The organism is Pseudomonas sp. S2_E02 (assembly GCF_054668355.1).
Genome location: NZ_CP162761.1, coordinates 6,514,275 through 6,526,013, shown reverse-complemented (window position 1 = coordinate 6,526,013; position 11,739 = coordinate 6,514,275). Strand labels below are relative to the sequence as shown.

Here is an 11,739-nt window from a genome sequence, read left to right as displayed (position 1 = left end):
TCACTGACTCATTGACTGGAGGATAGCTATCGCGAGCAGGCTCACACCTACAGGGTATTGCGGTGTTCTCGGGATCAGCGTCAGATCCGCACGTTGCCCCGCGGTCCGGCAATCGCCCAGATGATCAGGCCCAGCACTGGCAGGAGGATGATCAGCAGCACCCAGACGATTTTCATCCCGGTGGTGGCGCCGCTTTTCAGCACATTGATGATGGCCCAGATGTCGAGGGCGAGGATGATCAGACCGATCAGACCGTTGAACGTGGAACCCATGGTGTCGCTCCAGAATAGTGGCATGCACTTTTAGGATAGACGGTCGCGCGCAGGGTTCCCTTTTATTGCTATCTCGCTCAGACGTGCACAGCGATCTTCAGCGCTTCGAGCGATGGCGCAGCGGCGATACCGACTTCGGCGCACAGCTCCAGCACCCGTGGCACGTCGTTGCCGTAGACCAGCACCACCTGCAGTTCGTCGTCGAGCAACTGGCTGAAGTTCATCAGTGTGTAACCGCCGTTTTCCTTGTTCAGGCTGCTCATCTGCACTTGGATGCGGTTAAGGGCGGTAAGTGCTTCGGTCTTGGCCAGTTGCTTGGGCTTGAGGTTGAAATCCACGCCCGGGCCGAACGAGGCAACGATCTGCGCGAACAGGTCAACGTAGGTGTCGGCCTGGAACAGCACGGTTTCCGGCAGGCTGCCGACCACGACCCATTCGCCCAACGCAATCGGGAATGTGTCGTCGTAGTTGATGTCAGGGTTGGCTGCCAGAAAGGCACCCGCATCGGCGTAAGCTTGCGCGGCTTCGTCAGCCACTTTCAGGATCTCGTCCTCGCCCATGCAGCCGGAGCTGATTTTGCTGATGAGTTCGACGAGTGCGGCTTTCATGAGGGCGGATCCTGTGGCGAAGGTGAATTTCGAGGGCGCGGAGGATAGCGCACAAAGCAAAAGATCGCAGCCTCGGCAGCGCCCACGCTCAGCGCTCATCCACGGACGAGCTAGCGCAGGCTGCGATCTTTTGAGGCCCGTCAGGCCAGCAGTTTTTCCAACTGAGCGGTGGTATCAACCGCCCCCATCGTGCGGGCCGCATCCAGCGCCGTCACGCCATTGGCGTCCTTGGCTTGCGCATTGGCCCCCTTGCTGATCAGGTAATCAACGATTTCAACGCGGTTGAACATCGCCGCCATCATCAGCGCCGTACGACCATCAAACGACGAGCCTTCGATCTCTGCGCCCGCTTCGACCAGCGCCTTGACCACCGGCAGATCGCCTTTGAACGCGGCGCCGGCAATCGGGCTCTGGCCGTTGCCATTGCGCATTTCCGGATCGGCCTTGTGTTTGAGCAACACCTGCACCGCATTCAGATGGCCGTAATAGCTGGCCAACATCAACAACGTGTCACCCTTGCTGTTCTTCAGGTTGACTGGCAAACCGGCCGTGACCAGGCGATCAAGCATCTCGGCATCACCGTCGCGCGCCTTGTTGAAAACCTGCTCGGTGAATTCGGCAGCTTCTTCAGGGGTCATCTGGCGGCTTTGGTCGGACATGGGGCAACTCCACTTTCGGTCAATCGGAAAGCCGACAGTTTCCCGAGCGAGGCGCTGGCTGTCACCCCCTTTTTCTCAAGTCGAGCCATAGCCAGATTCAATAACGATGCTTGCCCTGATGAATTTCTGCCAACACTTCATCGGTGACCCGAACGTAAGTCTGCGTGCCGGGCAGCCATGCGAAGATCGGGTCATCCCCCGTCTGGCCGGGGTCGAAGCCTTCGTTCTTGAGTCGGGTTTTCTGGTATTTGAAGGTGCCGGTGGTCTCCATCTTGACCTTCACTCGCAGGAACAATGGCACGGCATAGGCTGGCATGCGCTCCCGGGCAAAAGTCAGCAACTCGGCGAAATCCAGCGTCGCAAGGGATTCCGCTGGCGTGATCGCCGCCATACCGGCGCGGCCGTTGGTATTGCAGATCTCCACGCCATAAGCCACCGCCTCGGAAATCTGCGGGTGTTGCAGCAGAAGATTTTCGACTTCGGTGGTCGAGACGTTTTCGCCCTTCCAGCGATAGGTGTCGCCGAGGCGATCGACAAATTGAGCGTGACCGAAGCCGATGTTGCGCAGCAGGTCGCCGGTGTTGAAAAAACGATCACCTTTGCTAAACACGTCGTGCAACACGACCTTGGCGGTTTTCTGTGGATCGGTGTAGCCGTCCAGTGGGGCTTTTTCGTCGATCCGCGCCAACAGTAGACCCTGCTCGCCTTTGCCGACCTTGCGCATGAATCCGTCAGGACTGCGGATTGGCTCGCCGCTGTGATGGTCGTAGGCGACCAATTCCCAGGCCATCAGGGAGAAACCGATGGTGTTGTCGAAATTGAGAATGTTAGTGAATCCGATGTTGCCGTCGCTCGCCGCGTACAGCTCACAGATGTGCTCGACGGCGAAACGTGTCTTGAACTCGGCCCAGGCGCCGGGGCGCAAGCCGTTGCCAATCATCTTGCGCACATCGTGACGGCTATCATCGGCGCTGGCCGGTTGATCGACCAGATAACGGCATAGCTCGCCGACGTAACCGATGGTCGTCGCGCGGTAGCGGCGCACGTCGCTCCAGAACTGACTGGCGCTGAACTTGCGGCGGATCGCGAAACCCGAAGCACCGTTCACCGCCGAACCCCAGCACACGCAAAGACCGGTGGCGTGGTACAGCGGCAAGGTGCAATAGACGACGTCGTCAGGGCTCATATTGAGAGCGATCATGCCGAAACTGGCGGAGCTGCGCATCCAGCGCCCATGCTTGAACACCCCTGCCTTGGGCAGGCCGGTGGTGCCGGAGGTATAAATGTAGAAACACGGATCGTCAAAGAAGATCTGCTGGCTGCTCGGCGGATTCTCGCTGGAGGCGTCGGCACTGGCGCTGATCAGATTGACGTACCCGTCGGGCGCAATGCCCGGATGGCTGTAGGTGTCCTGATCGGCGACAAACCAGGTGCGCGGTGCAGTGATCGCTACTTGATCGCGAATCGCCGCATACGCCGCAAGCAGTTCTTCGCCCACAATGATCGCCACCGGCGCCACCAGATTCACGCTGTGGACAAGGGTGTCACGCGTCTGCGAGGTGTTGAGCAGCGCGCTGACCGCGCCGACCTTGGCCAGCGCCAGAATGGTCACCAGCAGTTCCGGGCGGTTTTCGATGAACACTGCGACCACGTCGCCCTTGCCGATGCCCTGCCCGTTCAGATAGTGAGCGATGCGGTTGGCCCACTGGTTGACCTGCGCATAGGTCAGCCGCACATCGCCGTGCAATAACGCCGGCCCCTCGGGATTGCGCAGCGTCGCTTGCTCGAATGTCCAGCCAAGGCCACAGCTTTGGGTCGGATCCGTGACGTTGGCCACCTTCATGCCCTTGACCACCCGCGGGATGGCTTTGGCAATCATCGGCAGTTTGCGGAGCATCATGCCCCAGGTAATCGTGTCGCTTGGCGCGTGACTCATGGAAGCTCCCCGTTCAACCTTGACGTGCAGGTCGATGTTTTTATTTTTCGGGCTTTGACTTGAACCAACCGGCGCATTCGAGCACGGGTCGAGGTCGAAAATACGTCAGCGCTTCTCGGGCTGTACACGCGGTTTTTGCAATGTTTTGTATCCGCTGCTCTTTAGCGAGCGCAGGTGATCTGCGGTTCAGCGATTGGTTCCATCGAATCGATATCGATCCCGCAAAATGCAGGATGCACGATGGCCATTCATGCAGTTTGCACGACCACCTGAATTTTCATTATTTTTATATCATTGATTTATAACGATTTTTTTATTTTCAAATGCTGGCACAATCGCTGCAACCTCCTCTGCATGCTTGCCATTCAAGTGCATACGGAGCTGAAAGACATGAGCCTGATCCAAGAAAAATTTACCTCCCTGTTCTCCAACTTCGACGTCACCACTGCGCCACGTCCCGATGGCGGGATCCTGCTGACCCTGCGCAGCAGCGACGGCAAAGTGTTCAAACGCGCACTGACTTATCAACAACTGCATGCCGGCGACCAACTGTCGTGGGCGATCAGTGCAATTCGTCGTGACCTGGCAGAACAAGCCAGTGAGTTGCCGCAAATTGCCATGCTGCAGAGCCAGCAGCGTTTTGCTCTGCCGACATATCACTCGCTGTAATTTTCAAAGCGCATTAGACAAAACAGGCCGTGGAGCTTCCGCTTCACGGCCTGTTTTTTTATGCCTGACGCATACCCCTGTGGGAGCGAGCTTGCTCGCGAAAGCGGTGTGTCAGAGATAAATTTTTCGTCTGATACTCCACCTTCGCGAGCAAGCTCGCTCCCACAGGTTTTTTTTGTGTGGTCAGAAGGCTTCCGGTTCTATGCCGGTGAACGTGTCGACGGTGATGTGGCTGCCCAACTCCCCGCCTTCGCGGGCCAGGCCGCAGGTTTGCAGGCCAGCCTCTTGCGCGGCGTCGAGTTCTTCAACAATGTCCGAGAGGAACAGAATCTCCCCCGCTTCAACACCGATGGCTTGCTGGATATTGGTGTACGACTGCACTTCACGCTTAGGCCCCGACGTCGTGTCGAAATAACCACTGAACAACGGCGTCAGATCCCCCGCCTCCGAGCAGCCGAAAATCAGTTTCTGCGCCTGAATCGATCCCGACGAGTACACAAACAGTTGATAACCGGCAGCATGCCAGCGCTGCAGCGCTTCAACGGCATCCGGGTAAACATGCCCCTTCAACTGCCCGGCGTGATAACCCTGCGCCCAGACCATGCCTTGCAAGGCCTTGAGTGGAGTGGCTTTGCGATCTTCCTCAATCCAGCTCAAGAGAATCTCGACAACCCGCTCAACATCAGCCTGCGGCGCATTGCTGTCACGGCGCACAGCTTCGAGTTGTTCGGCCACATCGGCGCGTTCGGCGTTCTGCCGCACGAAATCCGGTAAATGTTTGGCCGCGTACGGAAACAGCACGTCAAACACGAAACTTACCGCGCTAGTGGTGCCTTCGATGTCAGTGACGATGGCTTTGATCGACATCGAATCAGTCCTCCAGACGCGGGAAGCGGCCGGCGATGTCTTCGCCGGTGAAATTGGCAACCCAGCCTTGCGGGTTGTTGAAAAGGCGAATCGCGACAAAGTGCGGATGCTCGCCCATGTCGAACCAGTGCTTGGTGCCGGCCGGTACCGAGATCAGGTCGTTCTTCTCACAAAGCACGGCATAAACGTAATCATCGATGTGCAAGGTAAACAACCCACGGCCGGCGACGAAAAATCTGACTTCGTCTTCGCCATGGCGATGCTCTTCGAGAAACTTGGCGCGCAGCTCGGCTTTTTGCGGGTGATCGCTGTTCAGGCTGATGACGTCGACAGTGATGTAACCGCGCTCGGTCATCAGCTTATCGATCTGCGCTTTATAAGCACTGATCACCTCTTCCTGGGTGGCGCCAGGCTGTATTTTCGCGGCGGCTTGCCAGCGGTCGAAGCGCACGCCCTGCTCGGCCAGGGTCGAGGCGATGTCTTCAAAGTGGGTCAGCACCTTGTTCGGAATCTCAGGGCTTGAGACGTGATAGACGGACAGGCTGCTCATTGGGGCAATTCCTCGGTATCGGCCTTGCCGTCCGGTTCTTGCAGACCGGTCGGGCACAGCATTTCATCAGGCAAATGGGCTACTTCTGGTGAAGTCAGCCTTGGCGGTTCATGACGCTGCGGGTTTTCAACTCGCATTCAAACAGAAATTCAAAGGCCTCGATCTGCCGCAGCGCGTCGCTCATCTGCGCGCCCCAGGTGTAGAGGCCGTGGCCGCGAATCAGGTAACCGACACAATCAGGATGGGCGTCGAGCCAAGGCTGCACCTTGGCGGCGAGGCGCGCAATGTCCTGATCGTTGTCGAAAATCGGCACGCGCACACGCGATTCATGGGTCGAGATGCCGCTGAAGGCTTTTTGCAGCTCGTAGTCTTCGAACTCGATAAAGTCTTGCGGAGTCAGGCGCGACAGCACCGTGGCGTTGACCGAATGGGTGTGCAGCACTGCGCCGATCTCCGGCCGCCAGCTATACAGCTGGGTGTGCAGCAGGGTTTCGGCGGACGGCTTTTTGCCCGGCTCCAGGCTAGTGCCGGAGAGGTCGGTGGCGAGCACATCGTCCACACTCAACTGGCCCTTGTGCTTGCCCGAAACGGTCAACAGCGCTTCGCTCGGCGACAGGCGTGTCGAGTAATTGCTGCTGGTGGCCGGCGACCAGCCGCGACCATAAAGAAAGCGCCCGGCATCGACGATTTGCTGGGCGAGTTGTTCACGCGTAAGGCTCATGGCCGGTCCTCTTGCATACGTGTGGCAATGATAACGGCAGCAGCGAGCGCCGCGAGACTGGCAATACTAAAGGTCAATGTCGCGCCGAGGGCATTCCAGCTGTAGCCGGAATACAACGCGCCCATGGCGCCGCCGGTGCCGGCCAGTGCGGCGTACAACGCCTGGCCCTGCCCTTGCTGGCGCGCGCCGAAGCTACGTTGCACGAAAGCGATGGCAGCGGCGTGAAAACTGCCGAAGGTCGCCGCGTGAAGCACCTGCGCAAACAACAGCACCCACAGGAACTCGGCGAACGAACCTAGTAACAACCAGCGCAGCGCTGCCAGCAGAAAACTTGCCATCAGCACCCGGCGCAGGGAAAACCGCGCGAGAATCCGGCTCATTGCCATGAACATCAGCACTTCGGCAACGACACCCACGGCCCACAGCATGCCGATGGTGCCGCGGGTGTAACCGAGTCGTTCAAGGTGCAGGGTCAGAAAGGTGTAATACGGGCCATGGCTCATTTGCATCAGCGCGACGCAGCCGTAAAACGCCAGCACGCCGGGATTGCGCAGTTGTGTGAGAAAGCCCTCACCGCTCGGCCGATCGCCTTGCGGCGGCTGCGCGTTCGGCACCCACAAGCTGCTGAGGACGATGCCAGCCATGATCAGCACCAGCGCCGCCGGATAGATGTCGAGGCTGAGCCATTCGAACAATCGGCCGAGTGCAACCACGGTGATGATAAAACCGATCGAGCCCCATAAGCGGATTTGGCTGTAGCGCGAGGTCTGCCCCTGCAAATGCGCCAGGGTGATGACTTCGAACTGCGGCAGCACCGCGTGCCAGAAGAACGCGTGCAAGGCCATGACCATCGCCAACCAGGCGTAGGTCTTGCTGACGAAGATCAGTGAAAACGTCAGCAGCGTACACACCGCGCCGAAACGCACGATAGCCAGGCGTTTGCCGGTGTAATCACCGAGCCAGCCCCAGATGTTCGGCGCCACACAGCGCATCAGCATCGGGATCGCGACCAGCTCACCGATCCGCGCAGGACTGAAGCCGAGGTGGTCGAAGTACAGCGCCAGAAACGGCGCTGTCGACCCGAGCAAGGCGAAATAGAACAGATAGAAACTGGACAGCCGCCAGTAAGGGAGCGCCGCCACGCCGGTTATGCCGCGACGGCTTTAAGGCCTGCCATCAAAGCTGACCCAGCACCGGCGTGCTCACGCGCACATCGGCATTCTGGCCACGGTGACGCAGCAAGTGATCCATCAGCACAATGGCCATCATCGCTTCGGCAATCGGCGTGGCACGGATGCCGACGCACGGGTCGTGACGGCCCTTGGTGATGACGTCCACAGAGTTGCCGTGGATATCGATCGAACGGCCCGGGGTGGTGATGCTCGACGTCGGCTTCAAGGCCAGATGCGCAACGATCGGCTGACCGGACGAAATACCACCGAGGATGCCGCCCGCGTTGTTGCTGAGGAAACCTTCCGGGGTCATTTCATCGCGGTGTTCGGTGCCGCGCTGAGCGACCGAGGCAAAACCGGCACCGATTTCCACGCCTTTGACTGCGTTGATGCTCATCAGCGCATGCGCCAGCTCAGCGTCGAGACGGTCGAAAATCGGCTCGCCCAGACCCGGCATCACGCCTTCGGCAACGACGGTGATCTTCGCCCCGACCGAGTCCTGATCGCGGCGCAATTGATCCATGTAGGCTTCCAGCTCCGGGACTTTGTCCGGATCGGGGCTGAAGAAAGCGTTGTCTTCCACCGAATCCCAGGTCTTGAACGGGATTTCGATCGGGCCGAGCTGGCTCATGTAGCCACGAATGACGATGCCTTGGGTGGCCAGGTATTTCTTCGCGATCGCACCGGCCGCCACGCGCATTGCGGTCTCGCGCGCCGAGCTGCGACCACCGCCACGATAGTCGCGCTCGCCGTATTTGTGGTGGTAGGTGTAGTCGGCGTGGGCCGGGCGGAACAGATCCTTGATCGCCGAGTAGTCCTTGGACTTCTGGTCGGTGTTGCGGATCAGCAGGCCGATCGAGCAACCGGTGGTGCGCCCTTCGAATACGCCAGAGAGGATTTCGACTTCGTCGGCTTCCTGACGCTGGGTGGTGTGGCGGCTGGTGCCTGGCTTGCGGCGATCGAGGTCGCGCTGCAGGTCTTCGAGGGAGATCTCCAGGCCCGGCGGGCAGCCGTCGACAATGGCGACCAACGCCGGACCATGGCTTTCGCCAGCGGTGGTGACAGTGAACAACTTGCCGTAGGTATTGCCGGACATGCAGGACGCTCCGTGAAATCAAACCCAAATTCGTGATGCGCGCCAGTATACGCAGGCTAACCGAGTAGTTCATCCTCGAACCTTAGTGGTGCTGGCGAGTCCAACCGGCACCTTGGCGAATGATGGCGTGATGATGCTGCGAGTTTTGATCTTGAGTCTTACCCTCTTTACGGGCTTTGCCCAAGCGACGGTCCTACAACGCCCGGTCACTCTGGATACCGGCACCGGCGAACTTTTCGGTTCGCTGCTGCTGCCAAAGTCCGACAATCCGGTGCCGGTTGTCCTGATTATTTCTGGCTCCGGTCCTACGGATCGCGACGGAAACAACCCCGACGGCGGGCGCAACGACAGCCTCAAGCGCCTGGCGTGGGTGCTGGCCAAACACAACATTGCCAGTGTGCGTTACGACAAACGCGGTGTTGCGGCGAGTCTGGCGGCGACGCCGGATGAGCGCAATTTATCGGTGGAGGCCTATGCGGCAGACGCGGTGGCGTGGGGGCAGAAGCTCAAGGCCGATCCGCGTTTCGGCAAATTGATCCTGCTCGGCCACAGTGAAGGCGCGCTGATTGCCAGCCTCGCCGCGCTGAAAGTGGATGCCGCTGCGGTGATTTCCCTGTCCGGCAGCGCCCGCCCGGTCGATCAAGTGATCCGCGAGCAACTGGCCCGCAGCCTCCCTCCTCCGTTGATGCTACGCAGTAACGAACTGCTCGACAGCCTCAAGGCCGGCCACACTGACGACAATGTGCCGCAACCGTTGCAGGTGATTTTCCGCCCGAGCGTGCAGCCGTATCTGATTTCGCTGTTCCGTCAGGATCCCGCGAAAGCCTTCGCGCAATTGAAGATGCCGGCGCTGATCGTCCAGGGCAGCAACGACATGCAGGTCGGCGTTGGCGATGCGCAGGCGCTGAAAGCCGCGAAACCCGACGCCGAACTGGCGGTGATCGACGGCATGAACCACGTCATGCGCATCGTCCATAACGATATGAAGCGGCAATTGGCTTCGTACAAGGATCCGAATTTGCCACTGGCGGCGGAACTTGGCGCGAAGATCATCGAGTTTATTGACGGACTTCGCACCCGTTAACGGTTGTTTACCCTCTAGTCCTGCAAAAAACGGCCGATAAGCCTTTGTCGCCAGCGCAACGGCTGGCGACAAGCAGGGCTTGGACAGGATCTCGCCGTTATGACTGATACCCCGACTTCACCCGACACCACCGCTGAAAAAGACGCACCGCCAGCGGTCGAGCTGCCGTGGGCGGATGTCCACGTCGAGCACCACAAGATGCTCCGCCTGGCCCCGCTGCAGACCGACCGCAACACTGGCGGCCGCCCCTTGCGCTTCGTCGAATTCGGCTATGCCGAACGCAACAGCAAAGAAAAAAGCCTGATGCGCATGACGATCAAGCTGCCCGGCCAGCGTGTGCGCAAAGAGCAGAATCAGCTGGACGTGTGGGTTGATCACACGACCAAACGTGTGCACTTCGGCCCCGACAGCGGCTTGCAGATCGAACCAATGAACCGTGGCATCGGCCGTTACATGGCCGCGCAAGGCATCAATTGGGCAAAAAAGCGCTGGCCGACCTACACCGTTGACGGCATGGACTTGAACAACAAGGACGCGCTGAACGAAGACACCCGCCTGCGTCGCGATCATTTCCTGCGGGTGCATGGTTTTGATGTGGTGTACGCCGATGCCCAGCACTTGAAGGGCAGCGTCAAGGATGTGTTGGTCGGCGATTTGCTCGGCGACTGGAACAGCGAGAAGCTGCAGATCGTCGAGATTCTTGAAGCGGCACAGATGCTTCAGCAGGCCGAACAGAATCTGGCCGAGCAGGAAGTGAAGCTGAAGAAACAGGAAGAGAAGGTCAGCAAGTTCAAGCGTGAAGACGCCGGGCTGCGTTTCACCATTACCTGTCTGGTGGCGTTTGCGGTGTTTCAGGCGGGGCTGCTGATCTGGATTGCCACGCATCGCTGATGGCTTGAGACCGCAGTGCGGCGATTCGCGAGCAGGCTCGCTCCCACAGGATTTGTGTCGTACACCGAACCTGTGGGAGCGAGCTTGCTCGCGAAGCTTTTGATCGTTCCCACGCTCCGCGTCGGAATGCAGCCCGATTAGACGCGGGAAGCGAACAGCGCCTGATGATCGCGGCACTGCTCCGCCGTCAGCATGAACACACCATGCCCGCCGCGCTCGAATTCGAGCCAGGCGAAATCGACTTCCGGGTACAGCGCGTCAACGTGCACCTGACTGTTGCCCACTTCAACGATCAGCAAGCCCTTCTCGGTCAGGTGATCCGCCGCTTCAGCGAGCATGCGTCGCACCAGGTTCAACCCATCATCACCGCAAGCCAGACCCAGCTCCGGTTCATGCTGATACTCGTCCGGCATGTCGGCGAAATCCTCCGCATCAACGTAAGGCGGGTTCGACACGATCAGGTCGAAACGCTGGCCCGGCAAGCCATCAAACCCATCGCCCTGCACGGTATAGACGCGCTCATCGACGCCATGGCGCTCGATGTTCTGGTTGGCCACTTCCAGCGCTTCGAACGACAGATCGGCCAGCACCACTTCGGCGTTCTGAAACTCGTAGGCGCAGGCGATACCGATGCAACCGGAACCGGTGCACAGGTCGAGAATCCGCGCAGGTTCATTGCCGATCCACGGGGCGAAACGGTTTTCGATCAGTTCGCCGATGGGCGAACGCGGGATCAACACCCGCTCATCGACGATGAATGACATGCCGCAGAACCATGCCTCACCCAACAGGTAAGCGGTCGGAATGCGCTCTTCGATACGGCGCTTGAGCAAACGCTGCAAATTGACCAACTCGTCGTCTTCCAGCGCGCAATCGAGATAGCTATCGGCGATTTCCCACGGCAGGTGCAACGCGCCGAGTACGAGTTGCCGGGCTTCGTCCCAGGCATTGTCGGTGCCATGGCCGAAAAACAGATCCTCCCCATGGAAGCGGCTGACGGCCCAACGGATATGGTCACGCAGGGTACGAAGGCGGGAAGTGATCACGGCGCAGAACTCCAGAAAAAACGACTGGCGATTCTAGCAGCCAAAACGCGCGACGACGACGCAGGAAAAACATCGCACCGACGGTAGGAGTTTTCTGTTTTTTGCATCGGCTATTGAACAGAACGTGTAACTTGACAAGGCTGCAGGCCAATAACGACGGTGCCTACG

Annotated in this window: 13 protein-coding genes; 3 read left to right on the top strand and 10 right to left on the bottom strand. The window is 59.3% G+C overall.

Going from position 1 to position 11,739, the window contains the following annotated elements:
• Positions 1-80: 80 nt before the first annotated feature.
• The 4 genes from AB4O01_RS29365 to AB4O01_RS29350 all read right to left on the bottom strand — a co-directional run bounded on the left by AB4O01_RS29365 (position 81) and on the right by AB4O01_RS29350 (position 3,475).
• Positions 81-272 carry a PLDc N-terminal domain-containing protein gene (locus AB4O01_RS29365; protein ID WP_007914053.1) on the bottom strand — a complete coding sequence of 64 codons (192 nt, stop codon included), beginning with the start codon at positions 270-272 and terminating at the stop codon, positions 81-83.
• Positions 273-349: 77 nt separating this feature from the next.
• Positions 350-880, bottom strand: coding sequence for a hypothetical protein (locus AB4O01_RS29360; RefSeq protein WP_093441747.1), 531 nt, complete (start codon positions 878-880; stop codon positions 350-352).
• A 140-nt stretch (positions 881-1,020) separates the two neighbouring features.
• The gene (locus tag AB4O01_RS29355; protein WP_460090255.1) at positions 1,021-1,539 is read right to left on the bottom strand and encodes an ankyrin repeat domain-containing protein; all 519 of its coding nucleotides are present in this window, start codon (positions 1,537-1,539) and stop codon (positions 1,021-1,023) included.
• 97 nt (positions 1,540-1,636) lie between these two features.
• A complete protein-coding gene (locus AB4O01_RS29350) occupies positions 1,637-3,475 on the bottom strand; it encodes a long-chain-acyl-CoA synthetase (RefSeq protein ID WP_116256629.1) in 1,839 nt (612 codons plus the stop codon).
• 390 nt (positions 3,476-3,865) lie between these two features.
• Between AB4O01_RS29350 and AB4O01_RS29345 the strand changes: the two genes are divergently transcribed.
• Positions 3,866-4,144: a DUF3509 domain-containing protein gene (locus tag AB4O01_RS29345; protein ID WP_008080936.1), complete on the top strand. Its 279-nt coding sequence runs from the start codon at positions 3,866-3,868 to the stop codon at positions 4,142-4,144.
• A gap of 183 nt (positions 4,145-4,327) precedes the next feature.
• Here AB4O01_RS29345 and mtnC read toward each other — a convergent pair whose 3' ends face one another.
• From mtnC to aroC, 5 genes are all read right to left on the bottom strand, one after another.
• On the bottom strand, positions 4,328-5,011 hold the full coding sequence (mtnC, locus tag AB4O01_RS29340; RefSeq protein ID WP_116256628.1) for an acireductone synthase: 684 nt from the start codon (positions 5,009-5,011) through the stop codon (positions 4,328-4,330).
• Between the two features lie 4 nt (positions 5,012-5,015).
• Positions 5,016-5,561 carry a 1,2-dihydroxy-3-keto-5-methylthiopentene dioxygenase gene (locus AB4O01_RS29335; protein ID WP_460090253.1) on the bottom strand — a complete coding sequence of 182 codons (546 nt, stop codon included), beginning with the start codon at positions 5,559-5,561 and terminating at the stop codon, positions 5,016-5,018.
• 94 nt (positions 5,562-5,655) lie between these two features.
• The gene (locus AB4O01_RS29330; protein WP_099758436.1) at positions 5,656-6,282 is read right to left on the bottom strand and encodes a methylthioribulose 1-phosphate dehydratase; all 627 of its coding nucleotides are present in this window, start codon (positions 6,280-6,282) and stop codon (positions 5,656-5,658) included.
• On the bottom strand, positions 6,279-7,424 hold the full coding sequence (locus tag AB4O01_RS29325) for an MFS transporter (protein WP_427120602.1): 1,146 nt from the start codon (positions 7,422-7,424) through the stop codon (positions 6,279-6,281). Before AB4O01_RS29325 ends, AB4O01_RS29330 begins: the two co-directional genes overlap by 4 nt.
• A gap of 34 nt (positions 7,425-7,458) precedes the next feature.
• Positions 7,459-8,550, bottom strand: a complete 1,092-nt coding sequence (gene aroC / locus AB4O01_RS29320; protein ID WP_093441715.1) for a chorismate synthase — start codon at positions 8,548-8,550, stop codon at positions 7,459-7,461.
• A gap of 130 nt (positions 8,551-8,680) precedes the next feature.
• On the opposite strand from aroC, the gene AB4O01_RS29315 reads away from it, so the two are divergent.
• Both AB4O01_RS29315 and AB4O01_RS29310 read left to right on the top strand, forming a co-directional pair.
• On the top strand, positions 8,681-9,634 hold the full coding sequence (locus tag AB4O01_RS29315; protein WP_460090251.1) for an alpha/beta hydrolase: 954 nt from the start codon (positions 8,681-8,683) through the stop codon (positions 9,632-9,634).
• Positions 9,635-9,733: 99 nt separating this feature from the next.
• Entirely contained in the window at positions 9,734-10,525 is a 792-nt protein-coding gene (locus tag AB4O01_RS29310) for a hypothetical protein (protein ID WP_093441710.1), read from the top strand.
• Between the two features lie 137 nt (positions 10,526-10,662).
• Here AB4O01_RS29310 and prmB read toward each other — a convergent pair whose 3' ends face one another.
• Positions 10,663-11,571, bottom strand: a complete 909-nt coding sequence (gene prmB, locus AB4O01_RS29305; protein WP_099758433.1) for a 50S ribosomal protein L3 N(5)-glutamine methyltransferase — start codon at positions 11,569-11,571, stop codon at positions 10,663-10,665.
• Between the last annotated feature and the right edge of the window lie 168 nt (positions 11,572-11,739).